Consider the following 21992-nt stretch of genomic DNA (forward strand, 5'->3'; position numbering starts at 1 on the left):
TTTGTCACATTGGAACGCGACAATGCCCGGCTTGACTGATTCCCCGGAGGACACTGTGCGTCGGTACCCACTCAAGGCTCGCCGCCAGCAAGGCTTCACGCTGATCGAGATCATGGTGGTGGTCGTGATCATGGGCATTCTCGCCGCCCTGGTCGTGCCGCGCGTCCTCGACCGTCCCGACCAGGCCCGCCAGGTGGCCGCCAAGCAGGACATCTCCGGCCTGATGCAGGCGCTCAAGCTGTACCGTCTCGACAATGGCCGCTATCCCAGCACCCAGCAGGGCCTGCGCGCCCTGGTCGAGCGTCCCGAAGGCGCCAAGGCCTGGCGCCCGTATCTCGACCGCCTGCCCAACGACCCCTGGGGCCAGCCCTATCAGTACCTCAACCCCGGAGTGAAGAGCGAGATCGACGTGTTCTCGTTCGGCGCCGACGGCAAACCGGGCGGAGAGCAAGGCGATGCGGACATCGGTTCGTGGGAGCTCTGAACGGGGCTTCACGCTCGTCGAGGTCCTGGTAGTCCTGGTCATCATCGGCATCGGGGCTTCCATGGTCAGCCTGGCGGCCTTCTCGGGGCCCGACCGGCGCCTGCGCAGCGATGCCGAACGCCTGGTCGACGCCTTCTCCGCCGCCCAAAGCGAAGCGCGCGGCGATGGCCGCACCATTCGCTGGCGCGCCGACGACGGCGGCTGGTATTTCGAACGGCGCGGCCGTTCCGAACAAATCAGCGCGCAGGACGACGGCCCGGCCGTGCCGGACAGGTTCGCCGGCGACGACCTGCTGGCCGAACGCGCCTGGCAGAAGGCTCCGGTCGCGGTGCGCGCCGACCCCGCGCTGCCGCTGACGTTCGGCACCGAATGGATCGCGCCGCCCATGGTCCTGCAGCTGCAGGCCGATGGCGAAAGCCTCACCATCACGCGCGACGCCGCGGGCCGGTATGCGATCGAATAGCGCGAAGCGCGAGCGCGGCTTCACGCTCATCGAGGTGCTGGTCGCGCTGGCCATCATCGCCGTCGCCATGGGCGCGGCCATGCGCGCCACCAGCGTGATGATCAGCAACAATCGCGCACTGCAGGACAAGACCCTGGCGCTGATGGCCGCCGAGAACGCGCTGGCCCAGCTGCGCCTGGAACAGACGCTGCCGCAGCCCGGCAAGCGCACCGTCGCCTGTCCGCAAGGCGGGCAGGCCATGCAGTGCGAACTCATCGTCACCAGCTCCCTGAACCGCAGCTTCCGCCAGGTGACGGTGCGCGTGCATCCGGCGGGCGATGCGGGCGAGACCACCATCGCGCAACTGAGCGGCCTCGTGTCGACGCTGCGATGAGACGTCGTCCCCCTTCCCGGCGCCAGCGCGGCTTCACCCTGATCGAGGTGCTGGTGGCCATCGCGCTGCTGGCGCTGGTCAGCCTGATGGCGTGGCGCGGCCTGGCGCAGGTGTCCGATGCGCGCGAGTGGATCGACGCCGAGGCGCAGGACAACGACATGATCGTGCGCGTGCTGGGCCAGCTCGAACGCGACGTGAACCAGGCCTACGTGGGCGGCCTGCGCAATGCGGCCGCCGCCGATGGCGGACTGCCGGAAGGCGTGCAAGTGCTGCGCGGCGACGGCGCCGCCGCGCCGCTGCTGGATATCGTCCGCGCCTCCCCCGACCAGCCCGGCATGTGGCAGCGCGTGGTGTGGCAGTTGCGCTCCGACGGGCTGTGGCGCTACGTGGGGCTGGCGGGCAACCGCTATCCGCTGCCCGCGCCGCAGAGCGGCGCGCTGGTCATGCCGCAGGTCACGGCGCTGCGGCTGCGCGCCTGGGTGCCGGGCAGCGGCTGGGCGAACCTGCCGGCCGATCTGCCCGCGCAGGCCACCGGCCTGGACATCGAGCTCGAACGGCGGCATCGCACCGTCATGCAGCAGTTCAACCGCGTGCTGGTGCTGCAATGAAGCCCCGCCAGTCCTCCCGCCAGCGCGGCGCCGCGGTCATCGGGGCGCTCATCATCGTGGCCGTCGTGGCCGCGCTCAGCAGCAGCCTGTTCCTGCGCCAGACCGCCACCATGCGGCAGGTCGAGAACGAAGAGGCGCGCGTGCAGGCGCGCTGGCTGCTGATGGGCGGCATCGACTGGGCGCGGCTGATGCTGCGCGACCATGCGCGGCGCGAGGCCACCACCCAGGGCGACCAGGTGTGGGCCACGCCCATCCTGGACACCCGCATCGAGCAGCCGGGCGACGAACGCGTGGCCGTGTTCTCGGGCTACATCGAAGACGAACAGGGCAAGTTCAACCTGTACAACCTGGCCACCGGCGGGACGATATCCGAGGAGGACCTGCAGGCCCTGGGCCGGCTGTTGTCCAACGTGGGCATGCCCGCCCAGCTGGCGCCGCAGATGGCAGGACTGATCGCGCTGGCCCAGCCGCCCGCGCCGCAGGCCTCGGCCGACGGCCAGACCGGCTCGACGGCCGCCGAGGCGGCCGCCGGAGCGGCGACACGAGCCAAGGCCGATGCGCCGCTGCCGCGCGGCATCGACGACCTGGCCGGCCTGCTGGGCGCGGACGACGCCACGCGCCAGGCCATGCGGCGTACCATGACCGTGCTGCCCACGCGCACCAGCGTCAACGTCAATACCGCCCCGCCCGAAGTGCTGGCCGCGCTGGTGCCCGGCCTGTCGTTGGGGCAGGCTCGCAACATCGCCGGCGAGCGCGACCGCGGCCGCTGGTTCCTCAATAGCGGAGACTTCGCCAACCGTGTCGCCGGCACGGGCAGCGAGATCCAGGTGCCCACGGTGGTCACCACCAGCGACTGGTACATGGCCACGGGCACCGTGGTATACCAGCGCGCGCGCGTCTCCATGCAGGCCCTGCTGCAAAGTTCGGCCGGGGGGGCTCCGCGCACCCTCTGGACCCGGGAAATCATGTGAAGAATATCCTGCGTATCGCCCTACCCCCGCTGGCCGAACTCACGGCCGCCACGCTGCTGGACTACGCGTGGTTCGACCGCCGCGGCCAGCGCGCCCGTCACGGCACCCTGGCGCCCGCGGCGCTGGCGGGCGCCTTCCCTCACGTGCCGGTGCAGGCCGTGCTGCATCCGCACGACGCCATCGTGGCCACCGTGCAGGTGCCCGCCGTGGCCGCCTCGCGCTTCGGCGCCGCGGTGCGCGGCGCGCTCGAGGCGCTCGTGCTGAGCGACATGGACAGCCTGGCCGTGGGCCACGGCACGCGCGCCTCGGACGGCACGGTGCTCGTGGCCTGGGCCGACAGCGCGGCGCTGCAGCGCGCCTGGACGCTGCTGTCCCAGGCCGGCCTGCCGGTGCGCGCCCTGGTGCCCGCGCAAACGCTGGCCGGTCCGGACGATGCGGATGCCGAGGCGCCGCTGGGCTCGCCCGACGATCCGCGCTGGCTGGCCGAGGCGCCGGCCTGGTCGCTGGCATTGCCGCACCTGGCTCCGCAGCAGGCTTCGCGCTGGCGCCCGGCGCTGCGCTGGGCCGCCGTGGCGGCCGTGCTGTGGATCGCCGGCCTGAACCTGTACGCCGCGCAGCTGCGCGGCGAGGCCACGCGCCTGCGCGAGACCATGGTGACGCAGGTGCGCGACACCTTCCCCGGCACGCCCGTCGTGCTGGACGCGGTGCGCCAGGCCGAACAAGGCTACAACGCGCTGCTGGCGGGCAGCGGTTCCGGCAATGCGGGCGACTTCATGACCCTGGCGCGCGGCGCCGCGCAGGTGCTGCCCTTTGCCGCCGACCACGTCGACCGTCTGGTCTACAAAGACCGGACCCTGACGCTGCAACTGGCCCCCAGCAAGGACGGCGACGATGACCGCGTGGGCGACGTGCCCGCCATCGTCCAGAAGGCCACGGCGCTGGGCCTGCGCGTCGAACGCGAAGAGAGCACCCCCAATTGGCGCATCGTGCAGGCGCAACCATGACGACGAGAACTTCCACCTTGCAACCTGCCCTGCGCAAGCTGGGCGACCGCTACGCACGCATACGGCGCGATTTCCAGGCCTGGCTGGCGCGCCTGGCTCCGCGCGAACGGCGCCTGCTGGGCGCGGGCGCCGCCGTGGCCGGCGCCGCCATCGTGTGGCTGCTGCTGATCGAACCCGCCATGAAGTCGGTGCGCGACCTGGGCGCAGAACTGCCCAAGCTGCGCGCCCAGTCCGCCACCGTGGCCGACCTGACGGCCCGCGCGCGCAGCCTGCAGCGCGGCGGCACGGCGACCGCGGGCGCCTTGCCCACCGATGCCGAACTGCGCGCCAGCCTGCGCCAGGCAGGACTGGCCGAGAATCAGTGGACCGTGGTCCCGCCCGACGGCAAGGCCGAGGGCCAGCGCCTCACCCTGTCGTTCACCGAGGCCCCGTCCGTGGCCGCGCTGCGCTGGCTCGACGGCGCGCCGCGCGACTGGCGGCTGGTGGTGGTCGACGTGGACATGACGCGTCCGCGCGATGCCGACGATCGGCGCCTGCCGGGCCGCCTCAGCGGCACCGTGACCCTGATGCCCTACGACGCGGCGCAGAACGCGCAGCCGCGATGATCGAGTCCTTGCGCAAGTTCCGCATCGGCACGGTGCTGCTCGCGGCGGCCGTGGCCATCGCCGCCGCGCTGGCGGTACTGCCGGCCCGCTGGCTGCTGTGGCTGATGCCGTCCGACGCGCCCATCACGGTCGTCGATGCCGGCGGCACCCTGTGGGATGGCAGCGCCTGGATCGCGCTGGGCAGCCCGCAGTCGCGCCGCATGCTGACCGAGCCGGTGCAATGGCGCTGGAACGGCCTGTCGATCGAAGTGCGCCATCCCTGGCTGCGCGGGCCGGTGCGGTTGACGCCCGGACTGGGCGGCATGTCGGTGTCGGCCCAGCAGGCCACGCTTCCGGCCGCCGTGCTGGCCGGCTTGGGCATGCCCTGGAATACCCTCGCGCCGGGCGGGCAGCTCGATGTGCAGTGGCGCGCCTTCGACACCGGTTCCGTCTCGCAAGGCAACCTGGCCGATGTCTACTGGCGCAACGCCAGTTCCGCCCTGTCGCCCATCACGCCCATCGGCGACTACCGCCTGCGCGCCGAAGGCGCGGGCCGCAACGTGAAGTTGACGCTCAGCACCGACAAGGGCGCGCTGCAGCTGACGGGACTGGGGGAATGGAACGGCCGAAGGCTGACTTTCCGCGGCCAGGCCAAGGCCTCGGACAACGCCAGCGATGCGCAGCAGGCCGCGCTCGTCGGCCTGCTGACCGCCATCGGGCCGGAGCGCGACGGGGCCCATACCTTCGGCACGGGCCGCTAGACGCGGCCCTGGCTCTCGGCGTTCGCGGCGCGGCGCCTCGCGCGACCGCCGCCGCGGCACGCGCCGCTAATCGTCGCGCGTGACGCGGATGATCTCTTCCGGAGACGTCACGCCGGCGTCGATCCAGCGCTGGCCGTCCTCTCGCATGTTGTGCATGCCCGCGGCCGCGGCCGCGTTGCGCAGGGCCTGCTCGTCGCGGCCTTCGTGGATCAGGGCGCGCGTCACGTCATCCACCACGAACAGCTCGTGGATGCCCGAGCGGCCGCTGTAGCCGGTGTGATTGCAATGCGGGCAGCCCACCGCGCGATACACGGTGCGGCCGTCGGCCTGCGTCTCGGGCGCCCGGCATTCGGGGCACAGCTTGCGCACCAGGCGCTGCGCCAGCACCCCCAGCAGCGACGAGGCCAGCAGAAAGGGCTCGACCCCCATGTCGGTAAGACGCGTGACGGCCGACACCGAGTCGTTGGTATGCAGCGTGGCCAGCACCAGGTGGCCCGTCAACGACGCCTGCACGGCGATCTGCGCGGTTTCCAGGTCGCGGATTTCGCCGATCATGATCACGTCCGGGTCCTGGCGCAGGATGGCGCGCAGGGCCGTGGCGAAGCTCATGTCGATCTTGGGATTGACCTGGGTCTGGCCGATGCCGGGCAGGTCGTATTCGATGGGGTCTTCCACCGTCAGGATGTTGCTGGTGCTGGCGTCCAGGCGGGCCAGCGCCGCATACAGCGTGGTGGTCTTGCCGCTGCCGGTTGGGCCCGTGACCAGCACGATGCCGTGCGGCTGGCGCACCAGCTTGTCCAGCCTGCCCAGCACCAGGGGGCTCATGCCCAGCTTCTCCAGCTGCAGGCGTCCCGCTTCCTTGTCCAGCAGGCGCAGCACGGCGCGCTCGCCGTGGCCCGTGGGCAGGGTCGACACCCGCACGTCGATGGGCCGGCCGCCCACGCGCAGCGCGATGCGGCCATCCTGCGGCAGGCGCTTCTCGGCGATGTCCAGGTGCGCCATGATCTTGATGCGCGAAATCAGCGCCGAATGCAGCGCCTTGCGCGGCGAGACCACGTCGCGCAGCGTGCCGTCGACGCGGTAGCGCACCACCGAATGCGTCTCGAACGGCTCGATGTGGATGTCGCTGGCGTTGTCGCGCGCGGCCTGGGCGAACAGCGCGTTGATCATGCGGATCACCGGCGCGTCGTCCTGGGCCTCGAGCAGGTCGGCCACCTCGGGCATGTCCTGCAGCAGCCGGTCCAGGTCGATCTCGCTCTCGGCCACGCCCATCACCGAGGCCGCGTCCTCGGTATCGCTGTAGGCGGCCGTCAGCATGGTCTCGAGCGCGCCATCCTCCACGCGCACCACCGGCACCTCGCCGTGGCAGCGCAGGATCTCGCGCACGGCCCACGACGGCGTGCGCGAGGTGATGGTCAGCTGCGCCGCGCCGGGGCGCAGCGACAGCATGGCGCGGTGCGCGCGCGCCCAGGCATAGGGCAAGGGATGGGGATTCATCGCCGGCCTACATATTGGTCACGAGCTCGGGACGATAGCCCAGCTGGCGCAACAGCGTGAGCGCGGTGTCCACGGTGGTGGCGTCGCGCGCGACCTGCGCGCGCACCACCACGCCCATGCCTCCGGGACCGACGCGCGAATAAGCGTTCAGCCCGCTGATCTGCACGCGCTTGACGATCTGGTCGGCGTCTTCCTGGCGTTCGACCGAGGCGATCTGCAGGGTGGTGCTGGAGTTGTCGGGCTGGCCGTACAGCGCCGACGGATCGCGCGCGATGCTCACGCCCAGCGGCAGGCTGGCGCGGATCGGCTGGTTGGCGTCGACACTGTCCGGGCCTTGCGGCAGGTGGCGCACCGCGGTGGATTGCGACGTCTGCGGACCGGGGCGACGCATCGTGTCGGACAGATGCTCGGGACGCATGTCATAGGGCCGCTCGCCCACGCCCGGCACATTGGCGGGCGGCAGCTGAGGCGCCTGCATGTCGGGCAGCAGCCAGTGGTCGCCGGGCTGCGCGTTGCTTTGCGCCCGGCGCATGTAGTCGTAGCGGTCCAGCGTGACGTTGGCGCTGGCACGCGAATCGCGCAGCACGTAGGGCCGCAGGAACACCATCAGGTTGGTCTTGGTGCGGCGCCGCGTGTCGTAGCGGAACAGCGCGCCCAGCACCGGAATGCGGCTCAGCCCCGGCACGTTGTCGGAAGAGATGGTCACGCTGTCTTCCAGCAGGCCGCCCAGCACGATGATCTGGCCGTCGTCGATCAGCACGCTGGTGTCGATGGCGCGCTTGTTGGTGACGATGCCGCCGGCCGCGCTGGAACGCGAGTCGTCGATGGTGCTGACTTCCTGGTAGATGTCCAGCTTCACCGCGCCGCCTTCGGAGATCTGCGGCCGGATGTTCAGCTTCAGGCCGATGTCCTCGCGCTCGATGGTCTGGAACGGGTTGTTGCTGTCGCCGCTGCCGGACGTGACGTACTGGCCGGTGACGAACGGCACGGTCTGGCCCACCAGAATGCTGGCCTGTTCGTTGTCCAGCGTCAGCAGGTTGGGCGTGGACAGGATGTTGGCCTGGCCCGTGCCCTGCATGGCGCGCGCCAGCACGCCCAGGTTGATGACCTCGTTGCCCAGCACGTCGACCGTGCCCTTCACCACGCCCAGGCTCAGGCCGCTGCCCAGCGCGTCGATGGTGGTGGGACCGTTGCCCGTGATGCCGCTGCCGCCCAGGTTGGTGCCGCCGATGAAGCTGGTGTTGCCGCTGGACAGGCTGCTGCCCCCAGCCATCCACTGGATGCCGAACTGCGCGGCGGCGTCGTCGGTCACCTCGACGATCAGGCTTTCCACCAGCACTTGCGCGCGGCGCTGGTCGAGCTGGTCGATCACCTCGCGCAGGCTGCGGTACAGCGGCTCGGGCGCGGAGATGATCAGCGTGTTGGTGGACGGATCGGCCTGGATGACCGCGCCGCCCGCCGCATACGACACCGGTTCGGCCGCGGAACCGGGATCCTCGCGCGAGATCTGCTGCTGGTTTCCGAAACCGCTCTGGCTGCTGCTGCCCAGCCCGTTGGAGCTGCCGCCGAAGCCGCGCATGGCGCTGCTGGTGTTGCCGCGCGAGGCAGTGGAGGTGCTGCGGCCGCTCAGGCCCGTGCCGGCGCCCGCCACCGAGCCCGATGCCCCCGGCCCGCCCGTGCCGCCGATGGACTGGGTCTGCCCCTGCCCGGTAAGCAGGCCGCCCAGCACGTGCGCGATGCGCGTGGCCTGCGCGTTGCGCAGATACACCACGTGCAGGTTGCCGGCGTTCTGCTGGCGCGCGTCGAGCTTGGCGATCAGTTCGCGAGCCAGACGGGTGCGCGCGGGGCTGCCCGAGCGGATCACCACGCTGTTGCTGCGCGGATCGGCCACGATGGCGATGCGGCCGTCGCCGCCTCCGCCGCCGGGCTGTCCGCCGCCCTGCCCATCCATCAGCTGCGAGGCCAGCGCCGCGATATCCGAGGCGATACCATATTGGATCGGGACCACGTCGGTGTCCATCGCGGTCGGCACGTCCACGCGCGCGATCACCTGGGCGATGCGCTCGAGGTTGTCGGCGTAGTCGGTGATGACCAGCGTGTTGTTGCCGGGGTACGCATTGATGGGATTGTTGGGCGGCACCATGGGGCGCAGCACCGGCACCAGGTTGGCGGCATTCTCGTACTTCAGCGAGAACACCCGCGTGATCATCTGGCTGCCGCGCGCGAAATCTTCCAGCGACACCGAGCCGTTCGGCTGGCGGCCCGTGCCGGGCGCCGCGCCGCGGTCGGACACCACCGGGCTGCCCTGCAGCTTGCCGTCGGCCTCGGGCACCACACGGGTGACGCCGTCCACGTCGACGATGGCGAAGCCCTGCATGCGCAGCGCGCCAGTGAGCATGGCCAAGGCCTGGTCGCGGCCGACGGGCCGCTCGGACACCAGGGTGATCTTGCCCTTCACTCGCGGGTCGACCAGAAAGTTGCGTTGGGTGAACACCGACAGCGCGCGCAGTACGGCGGGAATATCGGTGTCCACGAAATTGAGACTGACGCGATTGTCGCTCTGTTGCGCGTACGCGGTCTGCACCGGCAGGGCGCAGCTGCTCGTGGCAATGACGGCAGCCAGGCCGAACGACAGGATTTGACGCATGAAAACCTACATCACTGGGCGGGAAAATGCGGCGAGTATACGAGGTGACAGAGAAACACTACAGTCATAATTGCCCTGCATGGTGTCATCCCCAAGCACTGCCCAATCTGAGTTTCTACTGACATGCCCTCTTTCCGTTACGAAGCCACCGACGCCCTGGGCAAGATCGTGCACGGCACGATCGAGGCCGAGACCGAGCGCGGGGCCCGCAACCAGCTGCGCAGCCGCGGCCTGCTGCCTCTGTCGACTGCGCCCACGGCGGCGGCCGGCGGATCGGTGTCCGCGATGTTCCGGCCGCGCCTGTCCGACGCCGACCTGGCGTGGATGACGCGGCAGCTGTCCAGCCTGCTGGCGGCCAGCCTGCCGCTGGACGCCGCGCTGTCGGCCACGCTGGAGCAGACCGAGAACAAGCACATGGCCGCCCTGCTGGCGGAAGTGCGGGCCGACGTGCGCGCGGGGCACCGGCTGTCGGTCGCCCTGGCCTCGCGTCCACGGGACTTTCCCGAGATCTATCGCGCGCTGGTCGGCGCCGGCGAAGAATCCGGCGACCTGGCCCAGGTCATGGAAAAGCTGGCCACCTACATCGAAGAGCGCAACGCGCTGCGCAGCAAGGTGCTGACCGCATTCATCTACCCCGCAGTGGTGGCCTGCGTGTCGGTGGTGATCGTGATCTTCCTGCTGGGCTATGTGGTGCCCCAGGTGGTGACGGCCTTCAGTCACGCCAAGCAGCAGCTGCCGCTGCTCACGCGCATGATGCTGGCGGCCAGCGATTATGTGCGTGACTGGGGATGGCTTACCGCCCTGGCCATCGCGCTGCTCGTGGCGCTGTGGCGCTACACGCTGCGCGCGCCGGCGGCACGCCTGGCCTGGCACGCGCGCATGCTGCGCATGCCGATGGCCGGACGCTTCGTGCTGGGCGTGGACGCCGCGCGCTTCGCCTCGACCCTGGCGATTCTTACCGGCAGCGGCGTGGCGCTGCTGACCTCGCTGGACGCGGCGCGTCGCACGCTGCGCAACGACAAGCTGCGCGCCGCCGTGGACGAGGCCAGCGAGCGCGTGCGCGAAGGCGCCTCGCTGTCGGCCTCGCTGGCGGCCCAGAAGTGCTTCCCGGCGCTGCTGATCCACCTGATCGCCAGCGGCGAGAAGACCGGCCGCCTGCCCGAACTGCTGGAACGCGGCGCGAGCAACTTGTCGCGCGACCTGGAGCGTCGCGCCATGGCCATGACTGCATTGCTCGAGCCGCTGCTCATCGTGGTGATGGGCGGCATCGTGCTGCTGATCGTGCTGGCCGTGATGATGCCGATCCTGGAGATGAACCAGCTGGTGAGATAGCCCCCCCCGAAGCGCTGCGCCGGCGCGCTTGGCCCCGGCCGCGTCGTTTCCGAGCCTCATTGCGGGCCAGGAGTACACCGACGCATGAAACAGGTGGTGCTCGATCCAGGACGCCGCGGATCCGGGCTTTGCCGGTCCGCCAGCGTCGCCCGCCCCCTTGAGGGGGAAGCGCGCAGCGCTTCGGGGGTGGGTTCTATTACAGGGCTTCTTCGTCGCTCTCGCCGGTGCGGATGCGGATGGCTTGCTCGACGGGGGTGACGAAGATCTTGCCGTCGCCGATCTTGCCGGTGCGCGCCACCTTCAGGATGGCTTCGATGGCGGGCTCGACCATCTTGTCGGACAGCACCACGTCGATGCGGATCTTGGGCAGGAAATCGACCACGTATTCGGCCCCGCGGTACAGCTCGGTGTGGCCCTTCTGGCGTCCGAAGCCCTTGACCTCGGCAACCGTCAGGCCGCTGACGCCGACCTCGGCCAGTGCCTCGCGCACTTCGTCGAGTTTGAACGGCTTGATGATGGCGGTGACTTGTTTCACGTGTGTTCCTGATTATGCTTGGGACGATAGAACGGTGGGACGGCCCGCGGCGCGGGGCTACAGCGTTTCGCGAAAGCCATTGGTGACAGGATAGCGCCAATCCCGACCGAACGCGCGCGGCGTGACGCGCGGTCCCGGAGGCGCCTGGCGGCGTTTGTATTCGTTGATTCGGATGAGGCGCACAACCTGCTCGACCGCTTCGGCGGGATAGCCGGCGGCGACGATGGCGGCGGGCGATTCATTGCGCTCCATGTAGCGTTCCATGATGCCGTCCAGCACGTCGTAGGGCGGCAGGCTGTCCTGGTCGGTCTGGTCGGGGCGCAGTTCGGCCGACGGCGCACGCGTGATGATGCGGTCGGGGATGACCTCGGTGGCGCCCTGGGCGTTGCGCCAGCGCGCCAGGCGGTACACCAGGGTCTTGGGCACGTCCTTGATGACGGCGAAGCCGCCCGCCATGTCGCCGTACAGCGTGCAGTAGCCCGTGGTCAGTTCGGACTTGTTGCCGGTGGTGAGCACCAGCCGGCCGGTCTTGTTGGACAGCGCCATCAGCAGCGTGCCGCGCACCCGCGCCTGGATGTTCTCTTCGGTGGCGTCCACCGGCAGGCCGGCGAACTGCGCAGCCAGCATCTCGTCGAACGCGCCCACTGCCGGCGCGATGGCGATCTCGTCGTACTGCACGCCCAGGCGGCGCGCCATGTCGGTGGCGTCGATCTGCGAGATGTCTGCGGTATAGCGCGAGGGCATCATCACCGCGCGCACATTGTCCGCGCCCAGCGCGTCCACCGCCACGGCCAGCACCACCGCGGAATCGATGCCGCCCGACAGGCCGATGATGGCGCCAGGAAAGCCGTTCTTGCCGAGATAGTCGCGCGTGCCCAGCACCAGCGCGTTCCACACCTGTTCTTCAAGGCACGCCGGCGCCACGTCGGCCTGGCGCGACACCGGCCGCACGCCGCCCTGCGCGTCGACCTCGACCAGGTTCACGCCCTCGATGAAGTCGGGAAGGCGCGCCGCGCGCACCCCCTGGGCATCGAGCGCGAACGAGGCGCCGTCGAACACCAGTTCGTCCTGGCCGCCCACCATGTTGGCGTAGACCACGGCGCAGCCGGTATCGCGCACACAGCGCTCGGCCACGGCCTGGCGCTCGTCCTGCTTGCCGGTGTTGTACGGGGAGGCATTGGGAACCAGCAGCACGCGCGCACCCGCTTCGGCGGCAGCGCCGGGCGCGCGATCGAACCAGATGTCCTCGCAGATGTTCAGGCCGAACGGCACGCCCTTCACGCTGAACACCAGCGGCGCGCCATCGGCGGCGAAGTAGCGCTGTTCGTCGAACACCGAGTAGTTGGGCAGCTCGCGCTTGCGATAGACGCCGATCTCGGCGCCGCCGCACAGCACGGCGGCCGCGTTGTACAGCCGGCCCTGCCGCTGCTGCACGTAGCCCACCACGACGTGCAGGCCATCGAGGCCCGCCATGTCGCGGCGCAACTGGAGCAGGATCTCTTCCTGCTTCTGGATGAAGGACGGGCGCAGCAGCAGGTCTTCGGGCGGATAGCCCGGCAGCACCAGCTCGGGCGTGACCAGCACGTCGGCGCCCTGTTCATGCGCGCTGCGGGCGGCCCGCCGCACCTTGGCGGCGTTGCCCGCCAGGTCGCCGACGACGGCATTGATTTGCGCGATTGCTACCCTGGCGACGCTCATGGGGAACGATTCCGGATCCGGTGGGAAAAAGAAGGAAAAAATTATCGCATGGCGCCGCGGGCGTCACGAGCTACCAGTTTTGGTAGGTTGGGCATCGCCGGCGCGCGGCCTATAATCCCGCCACCATGGCAAATACCCCCTCTTCCTCGCAGGACCAGTTCGCAAACAAGGCGCAGGCCTGGTCCGCCCGGTTCTCCGAACCCGTCTCCGACCTGGTCAAGCGCTACACCGCCTCGGTAGGCTTCGACCAGCGCCTGGCGCGCCACGACATCCGCGGCTCGCTGGCCCACGCCGACATGCTGGCCGCGCAGGGCATCATCCCCGCCCAAGACCTGGCCGACATCCAGCGCGGCATGCAGCAGATCCTGTCCGAAATCGACGCCGGCACGTTCCAGTGGCTGCTCGACCTCGAAGACGTGCACCTGAACATCGAAAAGCGGCTGGTCGAGCTGGTGGGCGATGCCGGCAAGCGGCTGCACACGGGCCGCTCGCGCAACGACCAGGTGGCCACCGACATCCGCCTGTGGCTGCGCGACGAGATCGACACCATCATCGACCTGCTGCGCCAGCTGCGCCGCGCGCTGGCCACCGTGGCGCTCGAGCACGCCGGCACCATCATGCCGGGCTTCACGCACCTGCAGGTGGCACAGCCGGTCACCTTCGGCCACCATCTGCTGGCCTACGCCGAGATGTTCGGCCGCGACGCGGAGCGCCTGGCCGACTGCCGCAAGCGCGTCAACCGCCTGCCGCTGGGCGCGGCCGCGCTGGCCGGCACCTCGTACCCCATCGACCGCGAACGCGTGGCCGCCACGCTGGGCTTCGATGGCGTATGCCGCAACTCGCTCGACGCCGTGTCCGACCGTGACTTCGCCATCGAATTCTGCGCCGCCGCCGCCCTGGTCATGACGCACGTGTCGCGGCTGTCCGAAGAGCTGGTGCTGTGGATGAGCCCGCGCGTGGGCTTCATCGACCTGGCCGACCGCTTCTGCACCGGCAGCTCCATCATGCCGCAGAAGAAGAACCCCGACGTGCCCGAGCTGGCGCGCGGCAAGACCGGTCGCGTCAACGGCCATCTGGTGGCCCTGCTGACGCTGATGAAGGGTCAGCCGCTGGCCTACAACAAGGACAACCAGGAAGACAAGGAAGGCCTGTTCGACACCGTCGATACGCTGCGCGACACGCTGACCCTGTTCGCCGACATGGCCGGCGGCATCCGCGTCAAGGCAGACAACATGCGCGCGGCCGCGCTGCAGGGCTTCGCCACCGCCACCGACCTGGCCGACTACCTGGTCAAGCGCGGCCTTCCGTTCCGCGACGCCCACGAAGTGGTCGCCCACGCGGTACGCGACTGCGAACAGCGCGGCATCGACCTGGCCGACCTGTCGCTCGCCGAGCTGCAGGGCTACCACGCCGCCATCGAGGCCGACATCCACCAGGTGCTGACCCTGGAAGGCTCGGTGGCCGCACGCAAGCACATCGGCGGCACCGCCCCCGAACGCGTACGCGAGGAAGCGCAGCGCGTGCTGGCCGAAACGGCCTGATGTGACAAAAACGGGGCCGGCAACGGCCCCGTTTCTACATGGATGGCCCGCGCTCAGACACTGTGCGTGTCACGCCTACGCCTAAGCGGCCACGCCCGTCCATTCGGTGACGAACTCGCGATAGTCGGGGCGACGCAGCGGAGGCAGTTCCACGGCCAGCGTGCCCACCGCCACGAAGCCCAGGAATCGATAGTCCAGCGCATCCAGGCCCAGCGACTCCTGCACTTCTTCCACGTAGGTGCCCAGGCCCGTGCTCCAGAAGGCCGCATAGCCCAGCATGTGGACCGCGTTCAACACGTTCATCACCGAGGCACCGGTGGCCAGCAATTGCTCCTGCTCCGGAATCTTCGGGTTGTCGTGCTCGATTTTCTGCGCCACGGCGATCACCAGCGGCACGGCGGCCAGCCATTCGCGCACCGACTTTTCCTTCTCGGGCGTCATGCGCTTGTCGCCGCTGCGCTTGACCGCGTCCAGCGCCATGTCGGCCAGACGGCCGATGGCTTCGCCGCGGATCAGCACATAGCGCCACGGGCGCAGCGCGCCATGATCGGGCGCGCACATGCCCGCCTGCAGGATCCGGGCGAGTTCGTCTTCGTTGGGCGCGGGCGCGCGCAATAGTTTGGTGGAACGGCGGCTGAGCAGAGCGTCGAGAGCGTTGGCAGTCATCAGGAAAGGCAAAAGGCTAGTCGAGAAGAATTCTCATCATACGCCAAGCCGTCGTCGCTGTTGGCCGAACTGCCCTATCCCAGATGGGTATGACGCGCGGGACGCTCCTCGGTTTCCATCTCGGCCAGGCCATGCAGGATGCCGCAGTCTTCCGCGTCCGGGCGGGCGGACAGACAACGCCGGCGCAGATCGCTCAGTTGGACGCGCAGCTGGGTCAGCTCCGCAATACGGGCGTCGACATGCGCGATGTGCTCGTCGAACAGCTCGTTGATGGGGCCGCAGCCGGTTTCGTGATTGTCGGCCAGCGCAAGGATGGCGCGGATCTCTTCCTGCGTCATGTCCAGCGCGCGGCAGTTGCGGATCAGCTTCAGGCGTTCCAGGTGCGGCTGGCCATAGCTGCGGTAGTTGTTCAGGCCGCGCTGCGGCGCCGGCAGCAGGCCTTCCTTTTCGTAATAGCGGACGGTCTCCACCGTGGTGCCGGCCGCCTTGGCAAGTTCGCCGATCTTCATGTGTCCTCCCGGGTGGGAAACCCGACGCGGTGCCTGTTGACCCTATAGTAACTCCAGGGTGTGCAATGCAGGCAATACCTGGTTCCAAGCCAGCGCTTCGTACGGAAATCGCCATGCCCAGCACGCCAAGCTCCGCTCGCAAGACACTACGCCCCACAGCCGTTCCCGTTGCCGTGGCCGAACCGCACGCCCACGACGGCTGCTGCCATGGCCATGCCCACGATCGCGTCCCGCAAGGCCAATCGGGCCGCGACCACGTCCATGACCATGTGCATGGACATTCCCACGACCACGAACACGAGCACGAACACGAGCACGCCCAGGACCATGCCCGGCACCACGGCGGCATGGCGGGCGGGCAGGCCGCCGCCAACCCGACGCCCTCCATCCTGCGCGCCGGCGCGGGCCAGCATCTGGCACGGCTGCGCATCGGGCAGATGGACTGCCCCACCGAGGAAACGCTGATCCGACGCAAGCTGGCCGGCATGGCCGAGGTGCACGATCTGGATTTCAACCTGATGCAGCGCGTGCTGACCGTCGTACATGCCGAGGATGCGCTGGACCGGATCATGGCCGCCATCCGCTCGCTGGGCATGACGCCCGAGCCGCTGCGGGACGACGCGCCCGCGGGCCCGACGCCCGCCGAGGCCCCGCGCGGCTGGCGCATGCTGGCCGTGGCCGGCGTGCTGGCGGCGGCATCCGAGGCGGCGCATTTCGCCGGACTGCCGCTGGCCGCGACCGCGGTGCTGGCCCTGCTGTCCCTGCTGGCCTGCGGGGGCTCGACCTACCGCAAGGGCTGGATCGCCGTGCGCAACGGCAATCTCAACATCAATGCCCTGATGAGCATCGCGGTGACGGGCGCCGTGCTGATCGGCCAATGGCCCGAGGCCGCCATGGTCATGGTCCTGTTCAACGTGGCGGAGCTCATCGAGGCGCGGGCGCTGGACCGGGCGCGCAACGCCGTGCGCGGCCTGCTCGACCTGGCGCCGCAAAGCGCCACGGTGCGACAGCCCGATGGCGGCTGGGCCGAGGTTCCAGCCGCCCATCTCAAGCCCGGCGACCTGGTGCGCGTGCGGCCCGGCGAGCGCATCGCGGCCGACGGCGACGTGGCCGAGGGCCGCTCGTCCGTCGACCAGTCGCCCATCACCGGCGAGAGCCTGCCCGTGGACAAGGAGCCGGGCGACCCGGTCTATGCCGGCACCGTGAACGCCTCGGGCAGCTTCGACTACCGCGTCACCGCCGCGGCCGGCAACACCACGCTGGACCGCATCATCCATGCCGTCGAGCAGGCCCAGGGCGCCCGCGCGCCGACCCAGCGCTTCATCGACCGGTTCTCGCGCGTATACACGCCGGCCGTGGTGGGCCTGGCCTTGGTGGTGGCCGTGGCGCCGCCCCTGCTGTGGGGCCAGGCGTGGCTGGACGCGGTGTACCGCGCACTGGCGCTGCTGATCATCGCGTGCCCGTGCGCACTGGTGATCTCGACGCCGGTCAGCGTGGTCAGCGGGCTGACCGCGGCGGCGCGGCGCGGCGTCCTGGTCAAGGGCGGCGTGTATCTGGAAGAAGGCCGCCGCCTTGCGTGGCTGGCCCTGGACAAGACCGGCACGCTGACGCGCGGCGCCCCCGTGCAGACCGACATGGACGTCATCCGGGCAGGCAGCCCGGGCGGTACGCCGGCCTTGCAGGCCGCGGTCAGCCTGGCCGCGAGGTCCGACCATCCCGTCTCACGCGCACTGGCCGTGGCCGCCGACGCGCCCGAAGCGCTGCCGGTGGACGACTTCGCCGCCCTGCCCGGCCGCGGCGTCAGCGGCCGCATCGGCGCCGAGACCATGTACCTGGGCAACCGGCGGCTGATGCGCGAACTGGGCCTGGCGGACGCCGCGCTCGAGGCCCGCATCGACGCCCTGGAGCAGGACGGCAAGACCGCCGTGGCCTTGGCGGCCGGCGGCCAGGTGCTGCTGGTGGCCGCCGTGGCCGACACGCTGCGGCCAGGCAGCGCCGAGGCCGTGGCCGATCTGCACACGCTGGGCGTGCGCACGCTGATGCTCAGCGGCGACAACGCCCGCACCGTGCGCGCCATGGCCGACCGGGCCGGCATCGACGAGGCCCGCGGCGACCTGCTGCCGGAAGACAAGCTGGCCGCCATCGAGAGCAAGCTCGGCACCCGGGGCCGCGTGGGCATGGTGGGCGACGGCATCAACGATGCGCCCGCGCTGGCGCGCGCCGACATCGGCTTTGCCATGGGCGCGGCCGGCACGGGCACCGCCATCGAGACCGCCGACGTGGCGCTGATGGACGACGACCTGCGCAAGATCGGCACTTTCGTGCGCCTGTCGCGCGCCACGCACCGCGTACTGATGCAGAACATCGCGCTGGCGCTGGGCATCAAGGCCCTGTTCCTGGTGCTGGCGGTGTCCGGCCACGCGACGCTGTGGATGGCCGTGTTCGCCGACGTGGGCGCCGCGCTGCTGGTGGTAGCCAACGGGTTGCGCCTGCTGCGGGCCGCCAAATAACTTGCGGTTTGCAAGTCAGCATTTCTTATTCTTTGTGGAACAATGGCACGGTGGTTACAGTGAGCCCCCTTTATCCTTTCGGTGAACGTCCACCTGGAGTTCCACGATGAAATTCTCTGTCCGCACTTTGCTCGTCGCCGGCGTCATGCAGCTGGCCGCCCTGGGCGCCGCCCATGCCCAGTCCGAACTGGACGCCATCAAGAAGGCCGGCGCCATCAAGATCGGCACCGAAGGCACCTATGCGCCCTTCACTTTCCATGACGCCTCGGGCCTGACCGGCTTCGACGTAGAGATCGGCCGCGCCATCGCGCAGCAGCTCGGCGTGAAGGCCGAGTTCATCGAAGGCAAGTGGGACGGCCTGATCGCGGGCCTGGACGTCAAGCGCTACGACGTGGTCATCAACCAGGTCGGCATCACCGAGGCCCGCCAGGCCAAGTACGACTTCTCGGATCCGTACATCTCCTCGCCCGCCGCCCTGATCGTGCGCAACGACAACAAGGACATCAAGACCTTCGCCGACCTGAAGGGCAAGCGCTCGGCCAACACGCTGACCAGCAACTTCGGCAAGCTGGCGCAGAGCTACGGCGCCGAGATCGTGCCGGTGCAGGGCTTCAACGAGTCCGTGGACCTGCTGCTGTCGCGGCGCGTGGACGCCACCGTCAACGACAAGCTGTCGTACCTGGACTTCAAGAAGCAGAAGCCCAATGCGCCCGTGCAGGCCGTGGCCTATGCCGAAGGCAAGGACCTGAACGCGTCGGGCGTGCTGATGCGCAAGAACAACCCCGAGCTGCGCGAGGCCATCAACAAGGCGCTGGCAACCATCAAGTCGGACGGCACCTACAAGAAGATCTCCGAGAAGTACTTCGGCACCGACCTGACCACCGCCCAGTAATAGACCCGCGCCCCGATGCCCCAGGATAACGCCACGCTGGTACCGGCATGGCTGCAGTTGATGGCCGACTCGTTCTGGCCGCTGCTGCAGGCCGGCCTGACATTCACCGTTCCGCTGACTCTGCTGTCCTTCGCCGCCGGCCTGGTGCTGGCGTTCGTGGTGGCGCTGATACGGCTGTTCGGCCCGTGGCCCCTGGTGGCGCTGGTGCGCTTCTACGTGTGGCTGATCCGGGGCACGCCGCTGCTGGTGCAGCTGTTCGTGATCTTCTACGGGCTGCCCAGCGTGGGCATCGTGCTCGATCCGCTGCCCGCGGCGCTGATCGGCTTCACGCTCAACGTGGGCGCCTATAACTCAGAGGTGATACGCGCGGCCATCGAGTCGATTTCCAAGGGCCAATGGGAGGCCGCGTATTCGCTCAGCATGACGCGCGGCCAGGCCATGCGCCGCACCATCCTGCCGCAGGCCGCGCGCGTGGCCGTGCCGCCGCTGGCCAATTCCTTCATCTCGCTGGTCAAGGATACGTCGCTGGCCGCCGTGCTGACGGTGCCCGAGATCTTCCAGGCCGCGCAGCGCATCGCCGCCGTCACGTACGAACCCCTGATCCTGTACGTCGAGGCCGCGCTGATCTACCTGGCCTTCAGTTCGGTGCTGTCCGCGCTGCAGACTCGTCTGGAGCGACGCTACGGGCAACATGCCGCCTTTGCCGGAACGCTGCGATGATACGGCTGCAGTCCATCTCCAAGACCTTCGACGGCAACCAGGTGCTGCATGGCGTGGACGTCGACATCCCCGAAGGCAGCGTCACGGCGCTGATCGGACCCTCCGGCAGCGGCAAGAGCACGCTGCTGCGCTGCGTGAACCTGCTCGAGGTTCCCGAGGCGGGCGACCTGACCCTGGGCCAGGAAGCACTGCGCTTCACGGCCTCGCCGCCCTCGCTCGAGGCCGTGCAGCGCATCCGCCGCCAGACCGGCATGGTGTTCCAGAACTTCCAGCTGTTCCCGCACCAGACGGTGGTGGCCAACGTGATGGAAGGTTTGATCACGGTGCAGAAGTGGGACAAGGCCCGCGCCCGCCAGCGTGCCCTGGACCTGCTGGAAAAAGTGGGCATGTCGGCCAAGGCCGACGCCTGGCCGGCCACGCTGTCGGGTGGACAGCAGCAGCGCGTGGCCATCGCCCGCGCGCTGGCGCCCTCGCCGCGCGTGCTGCTGTGCGACGAGCCTACGTCGGCGCTGGACCCGACGCTGGCCGAGGAAGTGGTGGACGTGCTGCGCCGGCTGGCCGCCGAAGGCATGACCATGCTGATGGCCACTCACGACCTGCGCCTGGCCGCGGCCATCGCGCATCAGGTCATCTTCCTGGAAGCCGGCAAGGTGGTCGAGACCGGCTCGCCGCGACAGCTGTTCACCCGTCCGGCCGACCCGCGCACCGCCGCCTTCGTGTCCACGCTGACGCAAAGCAGCCTGCCCGAGGAATGGACCCGGCCGATCGCCGCCGGCCAATAGCGACTAGGGCCGTGCGACCGGCGCGGCCCGTCAGCCCTCTTTCTTCTTCCCGTCGATATGGCCCAGGTCGCGGCCCGGGTCCATGCGGTCGCGGACCCGCTGCTTGAGCGTCTTCGCATCGGGAAAGCCGCCATCGGTCTGGCGGTCCCACAGCAGTTGGTCTTCGTAATGGATGCGGAACACCCCGCCCGTTCCCGGCAACAGGGCGACCTCGCCCAGGTCGGTGGAAAACGTGGACAGCAGTTCCTGCGCCATCCAGGCCGCGCGCAGCAGCCATTGACATTGGGTGCAGTACTGGATGGCGATGCGCGGACGCGTTGCGGGGATATCCATGGCGTGTCATCGGCCGCGCGGCTTGGCGTGCGGCCGGCAACATGCGGGCCCCTGCGCGGCGCTCCTTTCGAACGGATTGTGCCACGCGGCGCAACGCGGCCCTGGCTCAGGCACAGCCTGAGCCACCGCGTGCTACGCTCGGCGCCATGCGCTTCGATCTCACCGATCTGCGGTTGTGCCTGGACGTCCAGGAGACCGGCACCATCACGGCCGCTGCGGCCCGTTCGCACATGACGCTGGCCGCGGCCAGCGAGCGCATACGCGGCATGGAGGATGCGTTGGGCGTGCCGCTGATGACGCGCAAGCGCCGCGGCGTGGAGTTGACCCCGGCCGGCCGCACCCTGGCGCACCACGCCCGCACGGTCCTGCTGCAGATGGACCGCCTGCGCGGCGACCTCGAGCAATACGGCCACGGGCTCAGGGGCCACGTGCGCCTGCAATGCAACACCTCGGCGCTCAGCGAGTATCTGCCCGAATCGCTGGCGGCCTTCCTGGCCGGGCATCGCGCCATCTCCATCGACCTGGAAGAACGCGTCAGCCGCGACATCGCCGACTCCCTGCGCGCCGGCCTGTGCGACATCGGCGTGCTGGCCGACTCGGCCGATCTGCACGGCCTGCAAGTGCATCCGTTCCGCCCCGACCCGCTGACGCTGATCGTGCCGCGCGACCACGAGCTGGCCCAGCGTGGCCGTGTCAGCCTGTCCGAGGTGGCCCACCTCGATTTCGTCGGCCTGGCCGAAGGCAGCGCGCTGCAGGCCCACGTCGCGGGCCACGCGCGGCGCGCCGGCAAGCCGCTGGCCTACCGCATCCGCCTGCGCAGCCTGGAGGCCGTGTGCCGGATGGTGGGCCAGGGCATCGGCATCGGCGTGGTGCCGCGCGCCGCGGCGCTGCGCCACGCGCGCGGCGCCGGCATCCGCCGCGTCGCCCTGACCGACCCGTGGGCCCGGCGCACCCTGGTGCTGGCCGTGCGCGATGCCGCCGAACTGCCCGGCTACGTGGTCGAACTGATGCGGCACATCCTGGCCGGGGCCGCGCCACCGTAGTAGTACCCGGCGCCCCCTCGGCATGACGGAAACGCCGGC

22 protein-coding genes are annotated in these 21992 nt (G+C 69.7%); 15 read left to right on the forward strand and 7 right to left on the reverse strand.

Going from position 1 to position 21992, the window contains the following annotated elements; genetic code table 11:
* Positions 1 to 22: 22 nt before the first annotated feature.
* From gspG to gspN, 8 genes are read left to right on the forward strand one after another with little or no spacing between them, the layout of a single operon-like run.
* Positions 23 to 484 carry a type II secretion system major pseudopilin GspG gene (gene gspG / locus CAL15_RS08230; protein WP_086078136.1) on the forward strand — a complete coding sequence of 154 codons (462 nt, stop codon included), beginning with the start codon at positions 23 to 25 and terminating at the stop codon, positions 482 to 484.
* On the forward strand, positions 456 to 947 hold the full coding sequence (locus CAL15_RS08235; protein WP_086078137.1) for a GspH/FimT family pseudopilin: 492 nt from the start codon (positions 456 to 458) through the stop codon (positions 945 to 947). Before gspG ends, CAL15_RS08235 begins: the two co-directional genes overlap by 29 nt.
* Positions 934 to 1320 (forward strand): type II secretion system minor pseudopilin GspI, encoded by a 387-nt coding sequence (gene gspI / locus CAL15_RS08240; RefSeq protein ID WP_086078138.1) that lies wholly within the window; start codon positions 934 to 936, stop codon positions 1318 to 1320. Before CAL15_RS08235 ends, gspI begins: the two co-directional genes overlap by 14 nt.
* Complete coding sequence (locus CAL15_RS08245) at positions 1317 to 1928, forward strand: PulJ/GspJ family protein (RefSeq protein WP_086078139.1); 612 nt, start codon at positions 1317 to 1319, stop codon at positions 1926 to 1928. The genes gspI and CAL15_RS08245 overlap by 4 nt, the downstream gene beginning before the upstream one ends.
* The gene (gene gspK, locus CAL15_RS08250; protein WP_086078140.1) at positions 1925 to 2899 is read left to right on the forward strand and encodes a type II secretion system minor pseudopilin GspK; all 975 of its coding nucleotides are present in this window, start codon (positions 1925 to 1927) and stop codon (positions 2897 to 2899) included. Before CAL15_RS08245 ends, gspK begins: the two co-directional genes overlap by 4 nt.
* Positions 2896 to 3903 carry a type II secretion system protein GspL gene (gene gspL, locus CAL15_RS08255; protein WP_086078141.1) on the forward strand — a complete coding sequence of 336 codons (1008 nt, stop codon included), beginning with the start codon at positions 2896 to 2898 and terminating at the stop codon, positions 3901 to 3903. Before gspK ends, gspL begins: the two co-directional genes overlap by 4 nt.
* The gene (gene gspM / locus CAL15_RS08260) at positions 3900 to 4508 is read left to right on the forward strand and encodes a type II secretion system protein GspM (RefSeq protein WP_086078142.1); all 609 of its coding nucleotides are present in this window, start codon (positions 3900 to 3902) and stop codon (positions 4506 to 4508) included. The genes gspL and gspM overlap by 4 nt, the downstream gene beginning before the upstream one ends.
* Positions 4505 to 5248, forward strand: a complete 744-nt coding sequence (gene gspN / locus CAL15_RS08265; protein ID WP_086078143.1) for a type II secretion system protein N — start codon at positions 4505 to 4507, stop codon at positions 5246 to 5248. The genes gspM and gspN overlap by 4 nt, the downstream gene beginning before the upstream one ends.
* 66 nt (positions 5249 to 5314) lie before the next feature.
* Here the strand turns inward: gspN and gspE are convergent, their stop codons facing one another.
* Together gspE and gspD are read right to left on the reverse strand one after the other, a co-directional pair.
* Entirely contained in the window at positions 5315 to 6745 is a 1431-nt protein-coding gene (gspE, locus tag CAL15_RS08270) for a type II secretion system ATPase GspE (protein WP_086078144.1), read from the reverse strand.
* A gap of 7 nt (positions 6746 to 6752) precedes the next feature.
* Positions 6753 to 9392 carry a type II secretion system secretin GspD gene (gspD, locus tag CAL15_RS08275; protein ID WP_086078145.1) on the reverse strand — a complete coding sequence of 880 codons (2640 nt, stop codon included), beginning with the start codon at positions 9390 to 9392 and terminating at the stop codon, positions 6753 to 6755.
* 123 nt (positions 9393 to 9515) lie between these two features.
* Between gspD and gspF the strand changes: the two genes are divergently transcribed.
* A complete protein-coding gene (gene gspF, locus CAL15_RS08280) occupies positions 9516 to 10724 on the forward strand; it encodes a type II secretion system inner membrane protein GspF (protein ID WP_086078146.1) in 1209 nt (402 codons plus the stop codon).
* 196 nt (positions 10725 to 10920) lie between these two features.
* Here the strand turns inward: gspF and CAL15_RS08285 are convergent, their stop codons facing one another.
* Together CAL15_RS08285 and CAL15_RS08290 are read right to left on the reverse strand one after the other, a co-directional pair.
* The gene (locus CAL15_RS08285; protein ID WP_086078147.1) at positions 10921 to 11259 is read right to left on the reverse strand and encodes a P-II family nitrogen regulator; all 339 of its coding nucleotides are present in this window, start codon (positions 11257 to 11259) and stop codon (positions 10921 to 10923) included.
* 57 nt (positions 11260 to 11316) lie between these two features.
* Positions 11317 to 12957 (reverse strand): NAD+ synthase, encoded by a 1641-nt coding sequence (locus CAL15_RS08290; protein WP_086078148.1) that lies wholly within the window; start codon positions 12955 to 12957, stop codon positions 11317 to 11319.
* Between the two features lie 125 nt (positions 12958 to 13082).
* On the opposite strand from CAL15_RS08290, the gene argH reads away from it, so the two are divergent.
* Positions 13083 to 14498, forward strand: coding sequence for an argininosuccinate lyase (gene argH / locus CAL15_RS08295; protein WP_086078149.1), 1416 nt, complete (start codon positions 13083 to 13085; stop codon positions 14496 to 14498).
* Between the two features lie 81 nt (positions 14499 to 14579).
* Here argH and CAL15_RS08300 read toward each other — a convergent pair whose 3' ends face one another.
* Complete coding sequence (locus CAL15_RS08300; RefSeq protein ID WP_086078150.1) at positions 14580 to 15164, reverse strand: nitroreductase family protein; 585 nt, start codon at positions 15162 to 15164, stop codon at positions 14580 to 14582.
* A gap of 74 nt (positions 15165 to 15238) precedes the next feature.
* Complete coding sequence (cadR, locus tag CAL15_RS08305) at positions 15239 to 15673, reverse strand: Cd(II)/Pb(II)-responsive transcriptional regulator (RefSeq protein WP_086078151.1); 435 nt, start codon at positions 15671 to 15673, stop codon at positions 15239 to 15241.
* A 113-nt stretch (positions 15674 to 15786) separates the two neighbouring features.
* On the opposite strand from cadR, the gene CAL15_RS08315 reads away from it, so the two are divergent.
* From CAL15_RS08315 to CAL15_RS08330, 4 genes are all read left to right on the forward strand, one after another.
* Entirely contained in the window at positions 15787 to 18183 is a 2397-nt protein-coding gene (locus tag CAL15_RS08315; RefSeq protein WP_198299177.1) for a heavy metal translocating P-type ATPase, read from the forward strand.
* Positions 18184 to 18289: 106 nt separating this feature from the next.
* The gene (locus tag CAL15_RS08320) at positions 18290 to 19075 is read left to right on the forward strand and encodes an amino acid ABC transporter substrate-binding protein (RefSeq protein ID WP_086078154.1); all 786 of its coding nucleotides are present in this window, start codon (positions 18290 to 18292) and stop codon (positions 19073 to 19075) included.
* A 15-nt stretch (positions 19076 to 19090) separates the two neighbouring features.
* Positions 19091 to 19795 carry an ABC transporter permease subunit gene (locus tag CAL15_RS08325; protein ID WP_086078155.1) on the forward strand — a complete coding sequence of 235 codons (705 nt, stop codon included), beginning with the start codon at positions 19091 to 19093 and terminating at the stop codon, positions 19793 to 19795.
* Positions 19792 to 20577, forward strand: coding sequence for an amino acid ABC transporter ATP-binding protein (locus tag CAL15_RS08330; RefSeq protein WP_086078156.1), 786 nt, complete (start codon positions 19792 to 19794; stop codon positions 20575 to 20577). Before CAL15_RS08325 ends, CAL15_RS08330 begins: the two co-directional genes overlap by 4 nt.
* 30 nt (positions 20578 to 20607) lie before the next feature.
* Here the strand turns inward: CAL15_RS08330 and CAL15_RS08335 are convergent, their stop codons facing one another.
* Positions 20608 to 20910: a SelT/SelW/SelH family protein gene (locus CAL15_RS08335; RefSeq protein WP_086078157.1), complete on the reverse strand. Its 303-nt coding sequence runs from the start codon at positions 20908 to 20910 to the stop codon at positions 20608 to 20610.
* A gap of 146 nt (positions 20911 to 21056) precedes the next feature.
* Between CAL15_RS08335 and CAL15_RS08340 the strand changes: the two genes are divergently transcribed.
* Positions 21057 to 21953, forward strand: a complete 897-nt coding sequence (locus tag CAL15_RS08340) for a LysR substrate-binding domain-containing protein (protein ID WP_086078158.1) — start codon at positions 21057 to 21059, stop codon at positions 21951 to 21953.
* Positions 21954 to 21992 lie beyond the last annotated feature (39 nt).

Source organism: Bordetella genomosp. 13, assembly GCF_002119665.1.
In the GTDB taxonomy this organism is placed as follows: Bacteria; Pseudomonadota; Gammaproteobacteria; order Burkholderiales; family Burkholderiaceae_B; genus Bordetella.